This window comes from Clostridium sp. SHJSY1 (genome assembly GCF_031626875.1).
Taxonomy (GTDB): Bacteria; Bacillota; Clostridia; order Clostridiales; family Clostridiaceae; genus Clostridium.
Map to the genome: position 1 here is coordinate 18,005 of NZ_JANDMF010000035.1, position 23,307 is coordinate 41,311.

The window sequence follows — 23,307 nt, forward strand, 5'->3', positions numbered from 1 at the left end:
GGCTTTAGAATTCTTAATTTTCTTTGCAATATCTTATTTATATATAATAACTGTTATCTTTAAACTTACATCTTCCTGGTTCACAAAAATGTGATTTCCAAAAAGAAAAATCAATTTTAGATTCTAAATCCTTTAAAACCTGCTCTATATTTTTTCCACTGTTGATTTCATCAATTGCATATCGATAAACATAGGTTATGGTTGAGGAAAGCTTATAATCTAATTCACGTCCGATTATTTTAATACTGGAAACTCCAGCATCTATAATTTCTGGCAATTTACATAAGGAACAATCTTCTCCCATATCTAATATATTTACTTTGTCTTTTACACCAGCTATTTTGTACTTTGCTCTGCATGGGATTCCAAAATCTATATTTTCACTGGCATGGTGATATAAACTGCAGGTTGATTCGATAAATGAACAACCGAAATGACCGAATACTTCAATTTTCATATTTGTATGCTCTACGAACTTCTTCATTTCCTCAATGGAAAAATGATGGGGTAAACAGACCTTTTTTATTTTTAATTTTTCCAGCATTTGAATTTGAGGAATGTTTAATGTTCCCCAGAATACACTCGCAGTCATTTCTACCCTTTCACTTAAGTCTTGTAAAAGTAGCAAGTTTCCCATGTCTCCAACAATGACTCCATCAATTCCTGCATCAATTGCTTCTTCTACGTATTTTCTATAGTTATCATGAAAGGTATGCCCTCCATCTGGATCATTACCACTCATAGGTACATTTGCTGCCAAATCCACTTTTACACCATGCTTATGTGCCAATTCAATAATTTGAATAAATTCCAAATAAGACATTTGTGTTTGAATTTTGTGATAGGATTCCTTTCCTCTCCCTGAAAATGATAGATTTTTGATTGCATCTGATATATAGCTTAAATAAATCTCATCTGCTCCTGCCTGAATCTGCATTCTTGCTGCTTCAAGTGAATTTACTGGTGATTTAATCAATAGCTTATTCATAGTACCTCCTCTAAATCCTTTGCATTCCAAAAACGTGAATCAAAAATCCAGCTCTCAGCCTGCTTAAAGTTCTCTTTCTCTAAATTGGTGTACATTTTACGAAGTAATGTATTTCCAAGCAGTAGAAACTTAGGATTGACAGCTTTCAATGCTTCATCCATTTTTTCTTCACTTGCATCTAGATTTTTATTTCGTGTCCATATCTGATGCATTTCAATATCAATGGCTTTATTACATAGGTCTTTGCAATTTGGTACTGTTTTTTTATAGAACTTTGCAGTCTGACATGCTCTTGAATAGGCAACAGAAACATAACCGTAGTGAATGTGAACCTGATAGCCCATTTTCTGAAGATTATTATATGACACTAGCTGATGCTTAAGCATATTGCACTCAATCCCTTTTATGTTAAATTCCTTTAATTCTTCATACTTGTAGCTATCGTACATATTATTTTGAATTAATGTTTCTCGCTTTTTTTCATCTTCACCTCTCAAAATGTGTTCATACCATAAGCAATCTTCAAAAGAACGGGAAATACCTCTACCAATCGTTGCGTATTCAGGTAACAAATTTTCTTCTCTACAGGCATATAGTAGACCAAAATCATTAAATACGATGGAATAGTCCAAGCCGTTGTTACTGAGCTTATGAATTAATTTTAGTATCCTCATCATATCCTTTTGTGGAATTTTGGGTAACACTAATTTGAAAGCTTTTCCATATTGCTTTGCTTTTCTTTTGCAATCCAAAATGATGTCTTCTGATTGTACTTTATGTACACAGCCTTCTGAACCGATTGAAATAGTATCAATAAGGTTATTTTGTAATATTTCATCATCTATTGTGTTGCCATATATTCTATAATCTAGCTTCATAATCCCACTCCTTCCTTTAACATTTTCCTAACACTTGTTTCCATGTCTAATAAAGCATCGTCTAAAATTACACCATGAAATTTGGACATACTCTCTATTTTAATATTATTCTCTTGCAACATCATATTCTCTTTTATATAGATTTTTGGAAACATATCCTTTACTCTATCAACATCTGAAAAATTATTTTTTTCAGGAGCAAAGCTTGTACTTGCCACCCACTTATTATTAAAAACAATCTTCTGATATTGGTCACATTTCTCTATACATTCACTGCTTTCATTCAACCTTTTATAAGGACAGGCTCTGGTAAAAGCAAGTGTATTGAAATAGTAATGTCCATATGTTTCCATACCCTTTTGTTCAAAATATTCTAAGGAACCCAGGTTACTTCTTGTTGTATTTAACTCAATTCCTTTGACATTTAAGCTTTTTAAAAGATCTAATTTTCTGTCGTTATGCAATCTACTTCTTTTCAAAAAATCTACACAAGAAACTGATTCATCTCTAAGCACATTATTATTCCAAGGCACCATTTCATAGGACCAGTCAAAAAACCTACCTGCTATTACATCTATAACAGGGCTGTTCATCTTTTTAAGATATGCTATTAACCCGATGTCATTTAATACTACTGTCAAATGAAGCTTCTCTTCGATAATCTTATCCAATAAGTCTTTTACCTTCTGTAAATACTTTTGAGCTATAAATGGGAAAATAATTTTTATTTTTTTATCCGTCATATCTGTTAGTTCTCTTATTTGTTCAATGGTTGGAATTTTATAAATGCAACTTTCACTACCTATGCCAATTTCTTGTATCGCATAGGCTGTATATTCCTTTGCCTTTTCAAATCTGCAGGTTCTTAATTCTATATTCTCAAACATTATGGCCTCCTTTTATTCTTATATAATTAGTCACTTGCTCAATTCGTTTATCTAACCTTTTAAGGTTAAATATTCATATTTTCCTCCATCGTGTCAAAATATTATTTCAGATTAAAAATATAACAAAATGAAATCAAACATTATGTTGAAATTAGCAAATCTAAACAATTAAATTTATATTGTAAAGTTTTAGAATTAAATTATCCTTTTAAAAAATACCTACTGGTTTTCTAAAATATTTTATATTTGTAAAAACCTTAACAAAAATCTTCCTAGTTACTATAAATACAAAGCTTTAAATTCTCTACTTGTTTATGATACTTCTGGATTAGAACCAAAATTAAAGAAAATAATCATAGACATCTGCATCTGAGATAAATAGCAAAATTTCTATGTAGAAGCTATTAACAAAAAAGAATTTAGACATTTGCCTGATTATTAACAACCTAATATTATAAAAATATGCTGTGACTATAGCTAACAGTAATATTAAAATTTATAGCTGATACTGTAAATAATATTATATACATGCGAACTAATAGAAAACTTTTTGCAATTCTAACTTAGGCACAATCCCCCTGCAACTCTGTAATTACATTCGAATCGGACCTTTTAAAAAGGTCCTTTTATACTACAAACATTGTAATCATTTAATGATTTTTTATTTTGTTCACAGTCTTCACTTTTCAATTTTTCAATCATCTATTCTTTTATAATACAAGCTTCTGTACTTCTTAGTTCAACAATAGCCATATTCTTATTTGACAGTACTTTGTCCTTAATCGTAAGTACAGCAGTTTCACAGCATTCGTCAAATTCTGTTTTTTTAATGATTCCTACTGGTCCAGCTACAAGACTTTCTCCAAATATAGCCATATCTGCATGTGCAAACTGTCCTACACCATTTACCATAATAACAAAGGCCTGATTCTCTAATGCTCTAGTAATTGCACAATATTTATATAAATTATTTGGATATTCATTATTTTTTAAATATCCTGGTGCCAAAATTGGATTAATTAATATTTCTGCGCCTTTTAATATGAAGTTCCTAGATATCTCTGGATACAGAATATCTACTCCGATTACAAGGCTAACCTTTCCAATGTCTAAATCAAATACTTCATAATTGGTAGCTGGTATGGAAAATGGTTTTTCATTTTCTGTTAAATGAAAACGCTCCTGCATTCCAACTAAGCAGCCATCTCTTCCTATTAGAAATCCAATATTGTTTCCTCGAAAACTATTAGGATCTAATTTTGCAGAAAGTGCACCTGCAATATATACGTTATATTTTTTAGCTAGCTCGCCGAATACCTGAAAGACATCGTTTTTAACCTTATCGATGCTATCTTGCAAGCTGATTGGACCATATCCTGCTCCTGCATAAAACTCTTCTGGTAGTATTAGGATATCCATATCCTTTTCTTTCTTTAGGATATCTTCCATTCTTTCGCAAGCATGCTTTACATTTTCTTTCCTAATTTCTGTTCCAAAAATATTTGATTGAATATTCATCTGAATCATTGCAATTTTAATATTATCTTTCATATCTTTTTCTCCTTTTTATACTACTATTAAACATTATTAAAGTTTGCACTTTATATTTCTTAGCTGGTTTATCTGCCTTCAATTAATTCTAAAATATTATTGCAGCAAATATCCTCTAATTGGCTATCACTACACCCTAACGCATATACATTGCTCAAACTTGCTATTGGATGATACATCGGAAATTCAGTTCCGAAAATTATTTTTTTAGATCCTAATTTCTCAAGAGCTTGCTTTAAAATAAGGTAGCTTCCCTGAGATGTTTCTAAATATAAATTATCACTTTCCATAGCATATTGAATTGCAGCCGTGTCTGCCGGACCAAATCCCATATGCCCTAAGATAAATTTTGTCTTTGGAAACATTTTTACTAGGTTATTAAATTTATTTGTGGAAGCAGCTGGTGAATATACAACATGTGCATAAAATGGAATTCCTAATTCACCACACAATTCAGCTAGTTCATAAATAATGTTAGATGAAAAAGAAAACTGATGTACCATTGGTGCTAGCTTTAATCCTACAAAACCTTGCTTTACTGCTTCTTCTAATTGATGTAAGGTAGTTTTTCCCATATGAGGATTTACACAATAAAAACCATAAAATTTATCTGGATACTTTTTGATTGCATCCAAAACTAAGTGATTAGGAACCTCCATTGTCTCTGGCTGTTTTTCACCGCTTATATACTTCGTAATTTGGCGAACATCCAGCATTCCTCCAGGAACTAATACACCCTTATCAATTTTGGCCTCCTTATATTGTGCTAATAAAGTGTCAATATTACCATATCCTGCTTCTGTAACATGTGCATGTCCATCAATAATCATTGCTTATATCCTCCTCCATCTTACAATTTCGTTTTTCCACTCGAACTGCTTTCTTCCCAGTAAAACCTATCTCATCAACTATTTTTACCTTGTTTGGAAGTCCACAACCAAATTCCACCTTGCTTGCTATAACCTCTTCTAGCTCACTTCTTTCCTCCTCTTTACAATTTGCTTCCGTTATAATAAGTACGCAATTTTCATAAACTATTAGCCTGTAGTTATTGCCCACTTCTTTAATTCTCATCAGATTTTCCTCTACATAATACGGAGAGTATTCCTTTCCATCCACCACCATTTGCTCTGATTTTCTGCCTCGTAAAAACAGACGTTTTAATTTTATTCCGCATTCGCAGTTACTTTCCTCTATATATCCAGTATCCTGCGTTCTATATCGTATAAACGGGCTTCCATCCTTTAACAAGGTTGTAACCACAATTTCACCGATTTCACCTGGAGCTAATATTTCCTGTGTATCAGGATTTAGAATTTCTACGTATACATGTCCGCTTGTAATGTGATAACCATTTTGTTCCTTGCATTCAATGCCGATTGGACCGCATTCTAGTGAACCATAATAAAAATAAGCACCGCAATTCCATAGTTTTTCAATACGCTTACGAAATGCATTAGAACAGCCTTCCCCCGTTAGCCAAATGGTTTTTACATACAGTTCTTTTTCTACAGAAATCCCCATTTTTGTTGCTTGATCAAATAGATGCATAGCATACGAAGGGCTTGTTACTAAAACTGGACATCTCAATTCTTTTAAGACACGTACTGCCTTGCCAGGATCGGAATATGCGCCTCCTTTTCCTAAAGAAATGACTGCGCCTTCCATACCATGCTGAATTACTCTGTGAAAGGAAAGACCAGCTGAACTCATTTCATAGGGCAATGCGACTGCAACAAAATCCTCACTATTAACAGGAAAAAGCATCGGCATTTCTGCTGATAAATCATGAATAAATAAATCATCCCAAGTATGCATTACATAAATCATCTCTTGTCCTGTTGTCCCTGTTGAAAGAAAGACCTGAGCTACTTCCTCTCTTGGAACGGATAAGATTAAGTCACTTTTTTGAATTAATTCTTCCTTGGTTAAATAGCTAATTTGCTGAAACTTCTCCATTGAGAAGGATGCTTCTGATTCGATTCCAACACTATGGAATTTTTCCCTGTAATAATTATTATTTTGCAAAGCATGACATACCGTTTCTTTTACCGCTCTTTCTGTATACTCTTTGCGCTTTTCTTCACCCCAAAGCTCCATTGGTTCCTCATTATCCATAAAATATTCTTTAATGATAGCTTTCTTACATTTCCAGTCATAAAATTTATTTCTTTTCCATTGCATAGTAAAACCTCTCTTTATTTTTCAATAATCGTTTCTGAAATCTTTACTCCTAAATGACGTCCAGGCTCTGAAATGTAACCAAGAACAAATTCACCTTCCTTTAATAAGGTTGAATTTTTCACTTCACCGTTCTCCCCAAGAATACGAATATGCCAATCATCCTGAACGATTGTATTAACACAGACTCCATTGTCAGATACTGCATTAATCAATAATAATGGCCTTCTTTCAATTTTTACTCTACCTACTGATACGATTCGTGTTTCACCTTTCGCATTAACGGCAAGCACCTCATCCCCAGCTTTTAGCTCTGAGAGATATTTAGTTGTGTTATCCTTACAGAAAATATAAGAATGTAAAGCACCTGCATTTACTCGAAATGGACGAAGTTCCATGTAAGGCAAAAAATGTGTCTCTGAACTGACTAATATACCACCATAGGAGGTTGATCCAATAATCATACCTTCATCACTATGTAAATTTGAAGTAGTATCAATACAAACACGATCTCCCATACCAATATGCTTAATAAAGGTTATCTTTAACTTCTTCATTTTCAATTCATTATTTTCGTATTTTTCCATGCATAGTTTCAAACCAATTATATTCTCTGGCTCCTCACTATCCAATAATACCGCATAACTTCCCATTTCCATTGTCATGGTTGCTATCCAGCCATCTTCCGGGTTTGTTACTTTTTTACAAATCTCACATTTATTCTTTTGTGAGAATGCTAAAACCAACTCAAGAGGAATATTGGTATCAGATTTAAAATCAATAATACAGCTTTCATAATTATTTGATAAACTAATAGCTTCATTCATGGAGCTCTTGTCTTTTACTTCCACCCAAATACCTTTCTTTATCTTTTCAAACATTTTTTCTTCTAACAATTCATTGCTTTCAGAAAAGAATATAATATTCTGGGTTGATTTATTTTGATTTAAATATTCAACTGCTTCTTTCTTTTCTTTACTGCTGATAAAAATAAGTGCTAAAACATTTTGTGGTAGAGTTTCCCTTATTTTTCTTTGACTAAAGTTCATCATTATCCCAGTAAATCCATTGTTTAGCGCTAATGGAATCAGCACCTTAATCTTGTCTTCTGTTAGTTTTCTTGCGTCATACCATAATTTTTTCATAAATCTTAATCTCCTAATTTCCTTTTAAAATATATTTGGGTTTCCCAATTACTTCTTGATTGATGTAGCTATCTAGATTCATAATCATACTTTTTTTTACTAAGGAGACTCTATAGGGAATATCTATATTTAATTTAATCTCTTTGCCGGAAATCTCATTATAACAATCACTTTCTACTATGATTTCTATTTCGTTAAACGTTTTCCTTATCTTAAAAAAATTTCCAGCTAATTCTTCTGGCAATGATAAGAATTCATTTTGTAATTCACCAAAAGTGATTTTTTTACCCATACATTCAATTCTCTCTGTTATGCGCCCAAAATGTTTCAACTGAATCTTATCCTGTAACACATCCTTATTTTTTACCACAATATCCCCAGTGTTAAACCGAATAAACGGAAAACACTCTTTCGAAAATGTTGTAACATGTAGAATTCCCTTTGTTCCATCCGGAACCTCTTCCCCAGTATTTTCATCCAGCACCTCAAAATAGAAGTGATCCTTTGATGCATTTAAGATTGCATCCTTATCTGTGGTAGCTAAATTACCTAATTCTGTTGTCCCATAAAAATTAAAAACTGGAACCCCCCAAAGCTTTTCCAATCTCTTCTTTCGGCTATCTGTAAACAATTCACCTGCTGTACATATTGCTCTTAATGCAAAGTCTTTTGGTAAATTCAAACCCTTTTTCTTTGCAATTTCACCTAATATAAATGCTTCCTGTACATTACATGCAAAAATGGTAGCCTTTGTTCTCATCAATATTTCGATTACTTTTTCATGAGTACAATTTGAATCACCCCTTCCAGCATGAATTACGCAGCCCCCATTCATATGAACTGTTTTTGAAAATGTATGTGCTGGAACTGACAAAGCATAGGGGAATCTTACCAAAACAATGTCTTTTGAATTAAATTTAATAGGACTTTCATTAATTTGCTTCACATATGCCATAAAATCACTTTGAGTAAACCATGTCATGAATGGTATATTAGTGGAACCTGAACTTTCATGATACTCATACAGTAAGCTAGTATTTCCTTGCAACTGTTCATCTATTGTTAGAGCAAGCAAATCGTTTTTTTGTAATGTCTTAAAATTTTTAATTTCTTTTAGTTCATTGATTTTCTTTACTCTATTCTTGTAAAAATCATTTTTTAATGCAATTTCAACCGTTTTATTAAATTGCTCTACAATACGACTCATTTTTCATACCACCCTCTATTCGATCTAAGCAATTTCTTTTCTAAACTTCTTTCCTTTTCTACTTCTCAATAATGGCTCCGAATTGCTTTGGAAATCGATTGTATCTGCCTTATAACTTGTCCAATTCTTCATGAACTCAATCATTAATCCATCATAGTTGGACATAATGGCTGCCAGACACATGGAGTCAATGAGATTTCCTTTCTAAATATGATATTTACAAATTTCTTCCATTTACTTTCGGTTTTAACATTTTCACCCCTCCTTTTTCATTATATTAACATAATATACAATATCGTGTAAATTGCCATTTCTAACCGTATATGTTTGTTGTTTACAGTATTTTGGTATTAACTCTCGTTTTATCCATATACATCAATTTTACATAATCATATTTATAATTTAATTGAATATAACTTTAAAAATAAGTGACCCTTGCAATTAAAGTGAGCCACTTTTCTTTTTTTATCAATAATATATTTATATATCTTAAAATATGTATAATAAATTTAAGGATGTCTCGAAATGACAAATTATAAAGAAATCCTTCTGTTACACCTCAATGATATTAGTTAAAGGATCATTGGTAAGAGTTGTGAATATTCTAGAAATACCGTATCTAAAACGGTTAATGCTGTATCATTATATGGTGTTACAAAAAAGCTTTTTTCTGAAAGGATTGTACCTTCTTCTAGAAGTCTACTGGATTGTGGATACATCCATAAGGAAATGGAAAAGGGTGGAGTTACTTTAAGTTTATTATGGACTGAGTACTATGAACTTTGTAAATTCAATAATGAAATTCCGTTTATATACTCCTAATTATGTAATTATTGCAGAAATTATGGCATTAAAAATAAGACCACAATGCATATATCATAAACCTGGTGAGAAACTTGAAGCCGATTGAGCTAGTAAAGTTCTGCAACTATAATAAATACAGATAATGGCCAACCTATAAAAGCATATATTTTGTCGCTATTTTACCATCTAGCCAATATGAATACGTAGAAGCTTTTCTTTATCAAAATCAAGGATGCTGAATTCCCCCATGTAAATACTTATAAATTCTTTGGTAGTGTTACTAGAATTCTTGTTCATGACAATCTTAAAACAGGTAAGGAATGGTCCAAAAGGAAAAGTAATAAACTCGAAAGATTAATTAAAGAGTTATAAATTTATTCATCAGATGCATGTATAGAAAATATAGAATATCATGCAGATAGAAAATTAGATATGGCTCAATTAACGAAGCTAGTATCATGTACTTAGATTGAAGAAAGGCATAATGTAATAATACTTGGTTCAACTGTTTCAGGCAAAACTTATTTAAGTTCGTACTTAGGTATATCTGCGTGTAGAAATTTTTATACTGTTAAATATATCAGATTGCCAGATTTATTAAATGGCAAGAGGCGAAGGAATTTTTCAAAGGGTTATGAAGGAATACAAGAAACTTTCCTTGTTAATATTAGATGAATGGCTATTAGTTGCACAACGCCTACAGAATCTAGAGATTTATTAGAGATTATTGAAACAAGACATAAGAAATCCTCAACAATATTCTATTCTCAGATTTCAACTGAGGGTTTACATGAGAAAATAGGTGAAGGTACGTTAGCAGATACTATATTAGATAGAATAGTTCATCATTCATACAACATTTTTATTGATAGTAAAGATTCAATGAGAAAAGAAAAGGAATTCAAGAGTAAGATTTAATTCAGCTACCCTGTTTTGTAAATACCGAATATGGCTTAGCCTTAAACAGGATAGCTCAAACTGACTATATATTTATCTAATATTATTATATAACTTTGTTATAAATCTACAAATATAAATTTCCAATTCTATGAAACTCATATGCTCAATTAGAAAATTGGGAATATTTAAGGGTACAGACGATATACGTGGTACATCCCAACAGGGTGTATATTCTAACAGATAGAAATCCTATCTGAGTAAGCTCTATCCCCCCTTGTATCGAGACTTGGATACTTACAAATCCATTTTGTGCAAGTTATGCTGTCTATTTTGTTATCCATTAAATCCACCTTTAAATGTTATAATATTCATAATCCCATATAATAATTTCATTATTAATGACAATACTATAGCGCCAAAGGTAATTTTATCTTCTCTAAAAAGTGATCTGAAGCATTTTATTCTGACTTGAGAAAGAATTCCACTTATTTTTATGCTTCCTTTTCTCTAAGTCTTTTTCCTGTTATTGTTAGGAAAACTTCTTCTAGTGAAATTTCTTCTATTGAAATATTTTTAATTTGAACATTATGCTTAGATATTTCAGTTAATAGCATATTTAAATCAATTTTTTCACTACAAACTAAGCTTATTAACTCTTCATAAGTATTAACTTTTCTAATATTATTTAACTTTCTAAGTGAAAGCTCTAAAATATCTAAATCACCTCTTGCTTTTATATTAATTATTTTATCACTTTGTACCATTCTCTTTAAATAGTCTTTGTTTCCATAAACAACTTCTTTTCCCAAATCCATAATAAATATATTATTACAAAGGATCTCTAATTCTTTCGCGTTGCGAGATGTATATATTATTGTAGTATTTTTTTCTTTATTAATATTTTGAATTATTTCAAAAATACACCTTGTTGATTGTGAATCAATTCCCCTTGTTGGTTCATCCATTATAATTATTTCTGGATGATGAAGCACTGCTGCAGCTATATTTAATCTTCTTTTCATTTCTCCTGAATACTTTTTAACAGGTTTCTTTGCTTGGTCTTCTAATCCTACCATTTTTAATGCTTCTTCTATTCTTTCTTTTAATAATTTTCCTTTAAGTCCATAAAGACTACCAAAGTATTCTAAATTATCTTTAGCATTAAGTCCTTCAAATAAAGCTATATCTTGTGGCACAAAACCCATCATATCTCTTGCTTTTAGTGGTTCTTTATTTATATCATTTTCTCCTACTATTATTTCTCCCTTTTCCATTTTTACTAGCCCAACTAATATATTTATTAATGTGGTTTTTCCTGCCCCACTAGGTCCTAGAATCCCAAATATTTCTCCTTTTTCTATACTAAAAGAGACATCATCTAAGATTAATTTATAATCAAATCTCTTTGTAATATTTTTAATCTCCATAATATTCATGTTCTCACCTACTCTTAATTTATACATTGGTTATAACTCTCTTCTATGATTTTTAACATTTATAATATAGATATACTTATGGAGTTAGTGTATATTAAATTCCTCTTTGGTTTGTTAAAGATTGAACTTCAATACTTACAGGATTTAAAATTGTAAATCAGAAGAATATGACACTATCATAAATGTGAAGCAAATTCTATTTAAAGATATTAAGAATATTCCCAGCTCTAATGGAAAGTGGTTTCACTTAGTTATATTGCAATTATTAATATTGAATTTGTTTAATTAATATACTTCTAAATACCCATCGAAATTATCTGCTTTTTCCAATAGCGGTCCTTTGGCACCCATAGTAAATGCAATATCACTACTTCTAATTGATAAAAGTTCCATCCCTACGTAAATTCCAAGTATTTTCAGCATATTATTTGTTAATTGAATAACTCCATTATCAGATATATATACCCAACAATATAATCTTCCTTTATATTTAATAAATTGTCCTTCCTTTAGTTCATATTCACATAATTTTGGAGTATCTTTTAATATATTTCCTATTTTTGAAGGATACAAAAGACCTTTCCGAGTTACTATAAATCCGCCCGTTTTCTTACTTCCAGAAATTAAATATACCTTTTTTTCTGATGTTATATCATACTCTGAAATTGCTTGTGTAGGAAGATGAACACTTAAATCATCACGCACTAAAGATTTTCCGAATATAAACTTTCCTCCTTTATTCATTTGAGGCATTATATCACTTCCTTTTAAATTAAAATTTCTTATTTAATATGTAACATTATCTTATATCTATACTAATCAAAAAAGAATAACAATTTTAAGCATTATTGCTCATTAACGAGTGAGCTATACATGCATCTGAAAGTATTCCTTACAAAAATCCACACCACTAATTTTCTGTCATATTTCCTATTCTCTCCATTTGTATCATAAAATAAAGCTTTTTTATCTTTTATAAAGTCTAAAGCCCTTTATTACAGGAATACTTGTTTAATATTACATTCAATTTCTCTTCTTTTAAATTTATACTTCATACAAATCACTCCTAATATTGGATATAATTTATTTTGTACCTTTTTATGTAAAAAGTCAATATGCAAAAAAAGAACTAACCATAATTTATAACTTGGTTAGCTCTTAAATTATTCTATCAGTTAATTTATACTAAGTTTAGCAATTGAAACTGTCGTAAATTTTGAAAGTAATGTTTTAGTAGAATTCAACCCTTTTAATAAAGCTGATAGGTATATCTCCTTCTACATGAGCATATTCTCCTATTTTAATATAGTCCTGATCCAATTCATTTCCTACATAAAAACATAAATTTTCAAACTTAGTAGTATATTTAGAACGTTGCCTACTATTTATTGAACTTGAATCTGTATAATAAATGCTAACCCCCGCTTCAATTAACTCTTCATCGTCGATTATAATTCCTACTATCTTTTCCCCAGCTTTAAGGTTTTTTCTTCCACTTTTATACAAATTGACAAATATATTATTCTCATTTAATATTTCAAAAGAAATAGTCCCCTTGTCTCTTCCATCTTTTTCACGTTTCTTAATTATTTCATCTTGAATAATACTATTATAATTAGATTCACTTGTTAAATGTCTTATCATCGCCAAAACCCCATCCTATACTAAATATACTTTATACTCTATATTATATGCTATGTTAAATATTATGTTAAATATCAAAAAATATATAATATCTTATATCTATAATATATTATATTCTTGTTTAATTAAAACCTATTGTTGACTTAATTTATAAAAAAGCATACACTCTATGTTAATTTATGGTATATAATCATTCACTATTGATAATACTTTGATTGAAGAGGTGAAGATATGAATGATAAGAGAGAACCATATCTAAAAATACTGTTCTATATCTAATTTCTTTTGTTTTTAAAAGCCTTGATTTATCCAATGCAGTGTTTCTAATTATTCATTTTCAATTGTAATTGTGCAACTTTCCATTCACCATTCACTATCAATCCCACATTAATCCTTCTATCCTCCTTAAAAACTTTCAAAATTGCTATACCATTATTTTGTAACCCATAGTGATTAAAATAATTAATAGTAAAATTATCTATTAAAACTCTCTCTGCTTCATCAAAATCAAAGTATCCATCAATTTGATTCATTTTAACATTATAAATATAAAATAAATCATCAAGTGTTTGTATTTTATACTCCTGAAGACCTCTTTCCTCAAATATTCTTTCAAAACTACTTCTTCTCATCAAATTTTCACAATCCTCTCTATAAAATTTTCTATTACTTTTGCAAATCTTTTCCTTATAATTCTATTGTAACTATTTTTTTTACATAAAATTCAACTATTTTTATAATCTTTAGTAATCTTTTATTGCAATCATGAAAATTAAGTTTCAAAAGATAAAAAAGGCTTAATTTCACTATATCGTGAAATCAAACCTAATTTAAGTCAATTTTTTAATTCTATTTCCAGAAACTGAAGTTCATATGTGTTGGAATTTTTTTAGCTGCAAGCTCTTTCCTCATATTAGCTATAGCAGCATCAACTTCTGACCTTATAGCTGCTTGATTTGCTGTAGATACTACTGAAATATTTCCTCCACTTGGAGCCTTAAGATTCTTTGATGAGAAAGCTTGTACGTTAACAAATGTTCCTGCTTTCATAGCATCTAGTACATAATCACCTTTTTTATTTCCTAAAGCCATACCATTAGTTAAATTAATTGTACCCACACCATTATTTTCATCAAATCCCTTTGACATATTATCAACAGCTAAACAATTCTTCATGTTTCTAACACCATTTGTTTTATCTCCATATTTTGAATCTCCTGAACCCATTTTAAATCCATTACCATTTCCAGTACATTTAGAAATTGTAAGATCTTTATCAACAGGAAGTCCTTGTGCCTTATCATATGCTCCAGTAAATACTGTAGAATCCCCACTATGATATGCTACACAATTTTCATATGTTACATCACTATTTCCTATTCCAAAACTATCCCAAGCATCATCAGAGTTTTCTGCAGCTACACAATATGAGAATGCGTTACCTGTTCCAAGATAAAGTTTTGCTGCAAATCCATCAGCATTTCCACCCTTTGTTAGAGGGTCAAAGTTTCTATAAGCTACACATCCTGATATTAAATTATTGCTTGGACGTACGCTAATTCCAGCTTCTTCAAGACTTTGACTTCCTGAAACTTGAAGTCCAGCATCTCCATTATAACTAAATACACAGTCTATAATCTTATTATCATTTGGTTTTCCTGGTACCTGCTTGTCTGCTGATAATGCACTATTGTAATTTGGCTTTATAAGCATACCATTATCATATGCCTTTTGTATTGTAATTCCTTGGATTGTATACTTTCCTCCACTTACTCTTACACCAACATACTTATCTCCTGTTGCTTTAGGACTTTCTTTCTTAGCTGCTTCTCTAAATGAAGTAAAGTCTAGTACTGGAGAATATCCATTAGCTGCCTTTATAGTTATATTTGAATCAACCTTATCTAATACAAGTTGGCTTGTACAATTAATAGTATTAGCTGCAATTTCAATTGTTTGTCCTGTTGTTGCAGAAGATATGGCTGCCTTTAATTCATCAAATGTTTTAACTACAATAACTTGACTTACTGCACTTGCTTTAATAGTTGTAGATGCAGAAGCAACTGTACTTTCTCCTGAAAAATAACAAACTGACATAGTCATAGCTACAGCTAAAGTAGCAACAGCTACCTTTGATACAATCATCTTTAATTTCTTTGACATATTAAAATCCTCTTTTCATAATTAAATATTTTAAATTTTAAAATTAGTATACATTTAATAAGAACATGCATGTTTATATTTTCAATAAAACTTTAACTTCTTCACATTTTTTTGTAAATATATTTTTCTCCAAATTGCCTTTTTTTATCTTTAAGTAATCATTTTTGTATACATTTACATTTGAAGACGTTTTTTTGATATATTAAGAATTTTCATAATATACCCAAATATTCTCACAACTTGTATGCTAGTAATAGAATTTTAATAAGAAATCTTTAATATGTTAATATTCACTTATTAATGTGAAAAATATTTAATTTTATATTATAATTTACATATATTCTAATTTTATGTATATTTTATTCTTTTTTAGAACACAGAATAGATATTTAAGGAACACTTGAAATCATAATTATTGCTTTAGAAATTATTAATTCAAAATAACATTGGATATAGAAAGAAGTGATTAAAATAAAAAAATTTGCTGTTTTAGGAATATTTATTGTTTTTCTAGGAAGTATACTTCTCTTTCTAGCTGCTAATTATAAGGAAGAGTTGCAAGATACAATTAATACAATAACTACTCTATATAGAGAAGATAAAGAAGATAAAGAAGATAAAGAAGAAATTATAGATAAAAATATCACCCTAGACTTAACTCCAAAATCTATTTCAATTATTAAAACTGGTAATCCTGTGAGAAAAAAAGTTATAACTTCTAAAGAAGACATGGAAAAAGTAAAAAATTTTGTTGAATCTATACATCTTGAAAAAAAAATTAAAGACCAAATTAAGGGTTGGTCATACTCCATTGATATTACAAATGCTAATAATACAAACGTTTCATTAACTATTGGCTTATGTGTATCTTATGGTGACTCTCAATATACTTTTGATTCAAGTTTATGTGAAAAATTTGATGATATATACAATGAACTTAATTATCCTGAAGTTGATCCTTTAAAATAGTTAAAAGTCTTCATATTTTTATAATTCAAATTTATAAGTTAATAATGAATCTTATAATATAAAAAAGATGCTTTCTTTAAAAAAAGCATCTTTTTTATTAGTATTATTTAGTTCTTTTCAAATTTGTACGACAGGTATTACTTGTAAATAGTGGAACTTTTTCTATGTAAACATCACTAGTTTCAAGACCAAACCATTTCGCTGGAGTAACAGTAATTTTTTTAATAAATAATTTAGATCTAAGTATTAACGAATCCAAAGTATTTAATCCTGACTCATATGAAAGATGTTCTTGAATTAGAACAAATCGGAAATCACCAACTTTTCTTTCTGGCATAGTTGTATAATTTCTAGATTGAAGTTTAATCTCACCACTTTCAACTAATTCAGTTGAAATTTGACGTAGAAAAATATTTAATTTTTGTTCTACCCTAAATCCAAGTCTTAACTGAACTTTTACAATATGAGATGTTCCCATAGTATCTACTGTATATTCTGCTAAGTAAGGCTCGTCTGTAACCTCTATATTAACAAACCAATAGACATCTGCTCTCTTAGGTCTTTTATCTAATATAGAATACATAATTTTTCTATCAATATGCTTTCGTTTTCTGCAACTAGTTAAGTATACAAGATTTGTCGCATATTTAGGACGATCTTCATCTTGACGCAATTGATCTAATTGCTTTTTGTAATCTTCAATTGGAACATTTTCTAATAAACGCATTTTTATATAATATCCTTTTATCCAAATAACCATAACTAATAGAATCAATAAAGCAATTAAAACAGCAACAAATCCTCCATGAGTAAATTTCACCACATTTCCTATAAAGAAAGAAACTTCAAATGCACCAAAGAAAATAAGAACCCCTATGGCAACAAATAATGGTGTCTTTTGTTTTAATAAATAATTAAATAAAAGAATAGTTGTCATTAACATTGTAACTGTAATTGCTAATCCATAAGCTGCTTCCATATGTTCTGAATTTTTAAAATAAAGAACAATTGCAATACAAACAACCCACAAAAGTTTATTTATTGCTGGTATATATAGTTGTCCTTTAGAGCTAGATGGATACATAGTATGTAATCTAGGAAATAAATTTAATTTAATTGCTTCTGAAACAAGTGTAAATGCTCCTGAAATTAGAGCTTGTGAAGCAATAATTGCAGCCAAAGTTGAAATTATTATAGCAAAGATTAAAAGTCCTTGTGGAACCATTTGAAAAAAAGGATTTAAATCTTTAACATCAGCAAACATCATAGAATTTTTCTTAGCTTCTAACATCCAAGCACCTTGTCCAAAATAATTTATCAATAAACACATTTTAACAAAAGGCCATGAGCCATAGATATTCTTTTTCCCAACATGTCCAAGATCTGAATAAAGAGCTTCTGCTCCTGTTGAGGATAAGAATATACTTCCAAGAATAAAGAATCCAGCATTATTTTCACTACTAAAAAGTGTCTTAATAGCATAATGTGGAGACAATGCACGTAATAATGTCCAATCATGAGACATATTCATAATTCCAAATACAGCTAAAGTTAAAAACCACACAAACATAATTGGTCCAAACATTTTTCCAATAAAATCTGTTCCAAAATGCTGAATAAAAAAAAGAGCACTTATAATTATTATTACAATTACAATAATACTATTTTGATTATTACCAAAAACAGTATTAAAACTTGGGATTAACTTTAACCCTTCAACAGCTGAGGTTATACTCATTGCTGGTGTTAACATCCCATCAGCAATCAATGCTGCTCCACCGATAATAGCTGGAACTATAAGCCACTTTGCACGTCTACGAACTAATGTAAAAAGAGAGAAAATTCCGCCCTCACCCTTATTGTCTGCATTCAAAGTTATTAGGACATATTTTATAGTTGTTAAAATAGTGATTGTCCAAAAAACCATTGATAGCGTTCCAAGGATAAAATTTTCAGATATACTTTCTAAACCTCCATTACCACTAAGTACTGATTTCATTACATACAGTGGTGAGGTTCCTATATCTCCATAAACTACACCTAACGTTACTAAAATCCCACCTAAAGTTAATTTAGAAATATTATTGTCTTTTAAACTTGATTTCATTTTTAAACTTCCTTTACCTTACAAATGTTTTATAAATTTTAATTATGCTCTGAAACTTACCTCTACCTTTATTCCAAATTGTACTTTATTATATTTCCTTTTCGTTGAAATAATATCTATCATATCACTATTCAAAAATAAGTCAATTATTTTTAAATAACTTTACATTGCCCTTAATCAGTAGTCTGATTTGTTTTTGCAACATTTTTTTCAAACAATTTCATCTTTCAAATTATTTCTATCTATTTACAGTGATAAACTTTATAATTTCAATTTCTTAAATATGTTATTTTGCATGAAAAATATAAATCTTGCTGAATATATTTTATTAAATTAAGTCTCTTTATGAAATTTCATTTATAATTTCTTGCACTTTACTTATGTTTAATTTTTTGTAAACAAAATTAAATTTAAGATGTTGTTCCTATTAAGAAAACATCTTAAATTATTTAATCATTTAATTCTTTTTAAAATTGTCCGATTAGAATGCCCAACAAAAAGTGGAACTTCCTCAATATAAACATCACTTGTTTCAAGTCCAAACCATTTCTCAGGGGAAACAGTAAACTTTTTCATAAATAATTTAGCCCTAAGTAAAAGTGAATCCCAGATATTTAATTCTGATTCATAGGAAAGATGTTCTCTAATTATAACAAAACGAAAATCACCAACTTTTCTTTCTGGTATTATTGTATAAGTTCTTGATTGAAGCTCTATTTCTCCACTTTCAACTAATTCGGTTGAAATTTGACGTAAAAAAACATTTAATTTTTGTTCCACTCTAAATCCAAGATTAATTTGAACTTTTACAATATGTGATGTTCCAAAGGTATCTACTGTATATTCAGCTAAATAAGGTTCATCACTAACATCAATATTCACAAACCAATATACATCTGCCTTCTTAGGCCTTTTATCTAGTATAGAATACATTATTTTTCTATCAATTCGTTTACGTTTTTTACAACCAGTCAAATACACAAGGTTTGTTGCATATTTAGGACGATCCTCATCTAATCTTAATTGATCTAATTGATTTTTATAATCTTCAATTGGAACTTCTTCTAATAATCTCATTTTAATATAGTAGCCTCTAATCCAAATATACATAACAGATAAAATTCCTAAAGCAATTATTACAGCTACAAATCCTCCATGCATAAATTTAATAATATTTGCAATAAAGAAAGAAAACTCAAATATGATAAAGAAAACAAGTATTCCTAAAGCAACAATAAAAGGAGTCTTTTGTTTTAATAAATAATTAAACAAAAGAATAGTTGTCATTAACATGGTAACTGTAATTGCCAATCCATATGCTGCTTCCATGTGATCAGAACTTCTAAAGTAAAGAACAATTCCAATACAAACAATCCATAAAAGTTTATTTATTCCTGGTATATATAGTTGTCCTTTAGAGCTAGATGGATACATAGTATGTAATCTAGGAAATAAATTTAACTTAATTGCTTCTGAAACCAAAGTAAAAGATCCTGAAATTAGTGCCTGAGAAGCAATAATTGCAGCTAATGTAGAAATTATTATAGCAAATATCAAAAGCTTTTGTGGAACCATTTGAAAAAACGGATTTAAGTCATGAACTTTATTATATATAGAATTATTCTTAGCTGATAATATCCAAGCTCCTTGCCCAAAATAATTTAATAGTAAACATATTTTAACAAAAGGCCAAGATCCATATATATTATTTTTTCCAACATGCCCAAGATCTGAATAAAGTGCTTCTGCACCTGTTGATGATAAAAATATACTACCAAGAATAAAGAATCCTTGCTTATTTTCATTACTAAAAAGAGTATTTATTGCATAATGTGGAGATAATGCTCGTAACAATGTCCAATCATTAGCTATATTTATTATTCCAAATATAGCTAATGTACAAAACCAAACAAGCATTATTGGTCCAAACATTTTTCCAATTAAGTCAGTTCCAAAGTGTTGAATAAAAAAAAGAGCACTTATTATTGCTATTACAACTATAATAATGTTATTTTGATTATTTCCAAAAATATGATTAAAACTTTCAATCAACTTTAATCCTTCAACTGCTGAAGTTACAGTTACAGCAGGTGTCAACATGCCATCTGCAAGTAATGTTGACCCACCAATAATTGCAGGTATAATAAGCCATTTTGCACGTCTACGTACCAAAGTAAAAAGAGAAAATATTCCACCTTCACCTTTATTATCTGCCTTTAATGTAATTAGAACATATTTTATTGTTGTTAAAATAGTAATTGTCCAAAAAACCATTGATAATGTTCCTAAAATAAAAGTATCATTTATACTCTCTAATCCCCCATTGCCATTAAGAACTGATTTCATTACATAAAGTGGTGAAGTCCCAATATCTCCATAAACAACACCCAATGCTACTAAAGTACCTCCTATAGTTAATTTTGAAATATCCATTTCTTTTGTACTTGATTTCATATTTTGACTCCCTTTACTTTAATAAATAATTATTTTTATTTTGTGTATCCACGGAAATTTTATGTATATATAGTTAACTTAACTTTTTTATAATACAAACGGACAAATATTAGAAATTTTTTTCTCCAATTTAAAACATAAATGGATAAATTCTCTTAAGTCATTTGCTATTTATACCGAATATATAATATAAAACAAATTGAATTATGGAGGAACATTATGAAAGACAAAGAAAAAAGCTTTAAGTTGCTAAAAAACTTAAAAATTACTCATGGTATAATAATACTTTTTATTCTAGCTATAATTTCTACACTATCAGTTGGTTCTGTTAGTTATATAAAACTTCGTAGCATAAATGATAATGTAGATAATTTGGCCAATATACAACTTACAGGTGCAACAAGAGTTGGTGAAATAAACGGTGCATCAGGAAACTTGAGAAACACGCTTACAAAACTAACTGATAGAACATTTGACAAAAGTTATATAACTACTTTAGATGAACTTACTACTACAATTAATGATAGCATTGATGAGGAATTCTCTAATATCCAAGATAAGGAAGGAAAAGATAAAGCTGATACATTAAAAAAATGTTTTAATGAATATTCTTCTTTTATAGAACAATTGAAAGAAATAAGATCTATTGGTGATAGTCCTAGCCAAGACTTTATTGATGCAAATACTAAATCTGGAACTAATCTATCTAATGCTATAAATGATTTGTCTAATTATCATAAAGAGCAATCTGAAATTTTAAGCGAAAAATCTGAAAAAGATTTTAATATCGCAGTAACAACTCTAATTATTATAGTAATTTTATTAGTTGCTGTAGGTGCAGGATTAGCATATTTAATACTATCTTCTATAAAATCATCTATTAAAGAATTTACAAACGTTCTAAATGAAGTATCATTAGGAAACTTTACTGTAGATATAGACACTACTAGAACTAATGAATTTGGTTTAATGAATAACTCTTTAAATAATACTGTCGAATCAATCTCATTGTTAATGAGTGAAATAAGAAATAGAGCAGAAGATATGAATAATCAATCACTTACTTTATCTGCTGTTTCTGAAGAAATGACTGCAACAACACAAGAAGTAAGTGATGCTATTCAACAAGTAGCTGCAGGTTCTACATCTCAAGCAAATGAACTTGTAGGAATGACACATTCTCTAAATGAATTTGGTAATTCAATTGATAGTGTTGTTTTAACTGTTAATGATGTTAATAATACTGCTAAAAATGTTAATTCTATGGCTAATAACAGTAACTCTCAGCTACATGAATTAGTATCATCTGTTCAAAATATGAATACATCATTTGAAACTGTAGTTTCTAAAACAAACAATCTTGTATCAAGTGTAAATCAAATAAATGAAATAACTACATTAATTAATAGTATATCAGAACAAACAGATTTACTTGCTCTTAATGCTGCTATTGAAGCTGCTAGAGCTGGAGAAGCTGGCAAAGGATTTGCTGTAGTTGCTGATGAAATTAGACAATTAGCAGAACAAAGTAAAAATTCTTCATCTGATATATCAACTTTAGTGTCTAGTATTACCACTGAAACCAATTCAGTTCTATCAACAACCAAAGATGTTAGTGGAACAATTAACTCTCAGATAAAAGTTATTGATAGTTCAATAATCTCATTTAAAGAAATAATAGATGCTGTGGAAAAGATTATTCCTCAAATAAATAAAGTAAACAATTCTATGGAAAAAATAAATGATGAAAAATCTCATATAATAGACAAGGTTGAAGGAGCTTCAGCAATAGCCCAAGAAAATTCAGCTTCATCAGAAGAAATAAGTGCTTCTTCTGAGCAAATGTTTTCTTCTTCTACAGAGGTTTCTCAATCTGCTGAAAAGCTTTCAGAAAACGCAAATTTGATGTTTGATGCTATAAATCAATTTAAACTCAAATAATAGTATAAGTAAAATAGAACCTATCAGAATGATTTAAAAATCCTCTGATAGG

The 23,307-nt window shown here is 29.5% G+C and carries 19 protein-coding genes and 1 pseudogene; 4 read left to right on the forward strand and 16 right to left on the reverse strand.

The window, feature by feature from the left end; all coding sequences use genetic code 11:
- Window positions 1-37: 37 nt before the first annotated feature.
- The 9 genes from NNC19_RS15535 to NNC19_RS15575 form a co-directional block, all read right to left on the reverse strand.
- The gene (locus tag NNC19_RS15535; RefSeq protein WP_310939584.1) at window positions 38-988 is read right to left on the reverse strand and encodes a peptidase U32 family protein; all 951 of its coding nucleotides are present in this window, start codon (window positions 986-988) and stop codon (window positions 38-40) included.
- The gene (locus NNC19_RS15540; RefSeq protein ID WP_310939585.1) at window positions 985-1,866 is read right to left on the reverse strand and encodes a hypothetical protein; all 882 of its coding nucleotides are present in this window, start codon (window positions 1,864-1,866) and stop codon (window positions 985-987) included. Before NNC19_RS15540 ends, NNC19_RS15535 begins: the two co-directional genes overlap by 4 nt.
- Window positions 1,863-2,753, reverse strand: coding sequence for a hypothetical protein (locus tag NNC19_RS15545; protein WP_310939586.1), 891 nt, complete (start codon window positions 2,751-2,753; stop codon window positions 1,863-1,865). Before NNC19_RS15545 ends, NNC19_RS15540 begins: the two co-directional genes overlap by 4 nt.
- 702 nt (window positions 2,754-3,455) lie before the next feature.
- Window positions 3,456-4,304, reverse strand: a complete 849-nt coding sequence (locus NNC19_RS15550; protein WP_310939587.1) for a carbon-nitrogen hydrolase family protein — start codon at window positions 4,302-4,304, stop codon at window positions 3,456-3,458.
- A 68-nt stretch (window positions 4,305-4,372) separates the two neighbouring features.
- Complete coding sequence (locus NNC19_RS15555; protein ID WP_310939588.1) at window positions 4,373-5,134, reverse strand: amidohydrolase family protein; 762 nt, start codon at window positions 5,132-5,134, stop codon at window positions 4,373-4,375.
- Entirely contained in the window at window positions 5,124-6,488 is a 1,365-nt protein-coding gene (locus NNC19_RS15560; protein WP_310939589.1) for an AMP-binding protein, read from the reverse strand. Before NNC19_RS15560 ends, NNC19_RS15555 begins: the two co-directional genes overlap by 11 nt.
- Before the next feature lie 14 nt (window positions 6,489-6,502).
- Entirely contained in the window at window positions 6,503-7,630 is a 1,128-nt protein-coding gene (locus NNC19_RS15565; protein ID WP_310939590.1) for a 3-dehydroquinate synthase II, read from the reverse strand.
- Window positions 7,631-7,643: 13 nt separating this feature from the next.
- Window positions 7,644-8,837 carry an AMP-binding protein gene (locus tag NNC19_RS15570; RefSeq protein ID WP_310939591.1) on the reverse strand — a complete coding sequence of 398 codons (1,194 nt, stop codon included), beginning with the start codon at window positions 8,835-8,837 and terminating at the stop codon, window positions 7,644-7,646.
- A 24-nt stretch (window positions 8,838-8,861) separates the two neighbouring features.
- Entirely contained in the window at window positions 8,862-9,002 is a 141-nt protein-coding gene (locus NNC19_RS15575; protein ID WP_310939592.1) for a hypothetical protein, read from the reverse strand.
- 610 nt (window positions 9,003-9,612) lie between these two features.
- On the opposite strand from NNC19_RS15575, the gene NNC19_RS15580 reads away from it, so the two are divergent.
- Both NNC19_RS15580 and NNC19_RS15585 read left to right on the forward strand, forming a co-directional pair.
- Entirely contained in the window at window positions 9,613-9,747 is a 135-nt protein-coding gene (locus NNC19_RS15580) for a hypothetical protein (protein WP_310939593.1), read from the forward strand.
- Window positions 9,748-10,109: 362 nt separating this feature from the next.
- Window positions 10,110-10,559: pseudogene (locus NNC19_RS15585) on the forward strand (ATP-binding protein).
- 473 nt (window positions 10,560-11,032) lie between these two features.
- On the opposite strand, the gene NNC19_RS15590 reads toward NNC19_RS15585, so the two are convergent.
- The 5 genes from NNC19_RS15590 to NNC19_RS15610 form a co-directional block, all read right to left on the reverse strand.
- Window positions 11,033-11,977, reverse strand: a complete 945-nt coding sequence (locus NNC19_RS15590) for an ABC transporter ATP-binding protein (protein ID WP_396136443.1) — start codon at window positions 11,975-11,977, stop codon at window positions 11,033-11,035.
- Between the two features lie 285 nt (window positions 11,978-12,262).
- Window positions 12,263-12,730: a hypothetical protein gene (locus NNC19_RS15595; RefSeq protein WP_310939595.1), complete on the reverse strand. Its 468-nt coding sequence runs from the start codon at window positions 12,728-12,730 to the stop codon at window positions 12,263-12,265.
- Window positions 12,731-13,207: 477 nt separating this feature from the next.
- Window positions 13,208-13,621 (reverse strand): hypothetical protein, encoded by a 414-nt coding sequence (locus NNC19_RS15600; protein WP_310939596.1) that lies wholly within the window; start codon window positions 13,619-13,621, stop codon window positions 13,208-13,210.
- Between the two features lie 323 nt (window positions 13,622-13,944).
- The gene (locus NNC19_RS15605) at window positions 13,945-14,256 is read right to left on the reverse strand and encodes a hypothetical protein (RefSeq protein WP_310939597.1); all 312 of its coding nucleotides are present in this window, start codon (window positions 14,254-14,256) and stop codon (window positions 13,945-13,947) included.
- 214 nt (window positions 14,257-14,470) lie between these two features.
- Window positions 14,471-15,784, reverse strand: coding sequence for a pectate lyase (locus NNC19_RS15610; RefSeq protein ID WP_310939598.1), 1,314 nt, complete (start codon window positions 15,782-15,784; stop codon window positions 14,471-14,473).
- Window positions 15,785-16,246: 462 nt separating this feature from the next.
- Here NNC19_RS15610 and NNC19_RS15615 point away from each other — a divergent pair, with 462 nt between their 5' ends.
- Entirely contained in the window at window positions 16,247-16,753 is a 507-nt protein-coding gene (locus NNC19_RS15615; RefSeq protein WP_310939599.1) for a hypothetical protein, read from the forward strand.
- A gap of 103 nt (window positions 16,754-16,856) precedes the next feature.
- Here the strand turns inward: NNC19_RS15615 and NNC19_RS15620 are convergent, their stop codons facing one another.
- Window positions 16,857-18,860 carry a KUP/HAK/KT family potassium transporter gene (locus tag NNC19_RS15620; protein WP_310939600.1) on the reverse strand — a complete coding sequence of 668 codons (2,004 nt, stop codon included), beginning with the start codon at window positions 18,858-18,860 and terminating at the stop codon, window positions 16,857-16,859.
- Window positions 18,861-19,313: 453 nt separating this feature from the next.
- Window positions 19,314-21,314, reverse strand: a complete 2,001-nt coding sequence (locus NNC19_RS15625; RefSeq protein WP_310939601.1) for a KUP/HAK/KT family potassium transporter — start codon at window positions 21,312-21,314, stop codon at window positions 19,314-19,316.
- 219 nt (window positions 21,315-21,533) lie between these two features.
- On the opposite strand from NNC19_RS15625, the gene NNC19_RS15630 reads away from it, so the two are divergent.
- Window positions 21,534-23,255 carry a methyl-accepting chemotaxis protein gene (locus NNC19_RS15630; RefSeq protein WP_310939602.1) on the forward strand — a complete coding sequence of 574 codons (1,722 nt, stop codon included), beginning with the start codon at window positions 21,534-21,536 and terminating at the stop codon, window positions 23,253-23,255.
- Window positions 23,256-23,307: the final 52 nt, after the last annotated feature.

What these genes read in the sequence shown, in the direction of transcription:
- NNC19_RS15535 (WP_310939584.1), bottom strand. Translation starts at nt 988, where the DNA reads ATGAATAAGCTATTGATTAAATCACCAGTAAATTCACTTGAAGCAGCA.
- NNC19_RS15540 (WP_310939585.1), bottom strand. Translation starts at nt 1,866, where the DNA reads ATGAAGCTAGATTATAGAATATATGGCAACACAATAGATGATGAAATA.
- NNC19_RS15545 (WP_310939586.1), bottom strand. Translation starts at nt 2,753, where the DNA reads ATGTTTGAGAATATAGAATTAAGAACCTGCAGATTTGAAAAGGCAAAG.
- NNC19_RS15550 (WP_310939587.1), bottom strand. Translation starts at nt 4,304, where the DNA reads ATGAAAGATAATATTAAAATTGCAATGATTCAGATGAATATTCAATCA.
- NNC19_RS15555 (WP_310939588.1), bottom strand. Translation starts at nt 5,134, where the DNA reads ATGATTATTGATGGACATGCACATGTTACAGAAGCAGGATATGGTAAT.
- NNC19_RS15560 (WP_310939589.1), bottom strand. Translation starts at nt 6,488, where the DNA reads ATGCAATGGAAAAGAAATAAATTTTATGACTGGAAATGTAAGAAAGCT.
- NNC19_RS15565 (WP_310939590.1), bottom strand. Translation starts at nt 7,630, where the DNA reads ATGAAAAAATTATGGTATGACGCAAGAAAACTAACAGAAGACAAGATT.
- NNC19_RS15570 (WP_310939591.1), bottom strand. Translation starts at nt 8,837, where the DNA reads ATGAGTCGTATTGTAGAGCAATTTAATAAAACGGTTGAAATTGCATTA.
- NNC19_RS15575 (WP_310939592.1), bottom strand. Translation starts at nt 9,002, where the DNA reads ATGTCCAACTATGATGGATTAATGATTGAGTTCATGAAGAATTGGACA.
- NNC19_RS15580 (WP_310939593.1), top strand. Translation starts at nt 9,613, where the DNA reads ATGAACTTTGTAAATTCAATAATGAAATTCCGTTTATATACTCCTAAT.
- NNC19_RS15590 (WP_396136443.1), bottom strand. Translation starts at nt 11,977, where the DNA reads ATGAATATTATGGAGATTAAAAATATTACAAAGAGATTTGATTATAAA.
- NNC19_RS15595 (WP_310939595.1), bottom strand. Translation starts at nt 12,730, where the DNA reads ATGCCTCAAATGAATAAAGGAGGAAAGTTTATATTCGGAAAATCTTTA.
- NNC19_RS15600 (WP_310939596.1), bottom strand. Translation starts at nt 13,621, where the DNA reads ATGATAAGACATTTAACAAGTGAATCTAATTATAATAGTATTATTCAA.
- NNC19_RS15610 (WP_310939598.1), bottom strand. Translation starts at nt 15,784, where the DNA reads ATGTCAAAGAAATTAAAGATGATTGTATCAAAGGTAGCTGTTGCTACT.
- NNC19_RS15620 (WP_310939600.1), bottom strand. Translation starts at nt 18,860, where the DNA reads ATGAAATCAAGTTTAAAAGACAATAATATTTCTAAATTAACTTTAGGT.
- NNC19_RS15625 (WP_310939601.1), bottom strand. Translation starts at nt 21,314, where the DNA reads ATGAAATCAAGTACAAAAGAAATGGATATTTCAAAATTAACTATAGGA.
- NNC19_RS15630 (WP_310939602.1), top strand. Translation starts at nt 21,534, where the DNA reads ATGAAAGACAAAGAAAAAAGCTTTAAGTTGCTAAAAAACTTAAAAATT.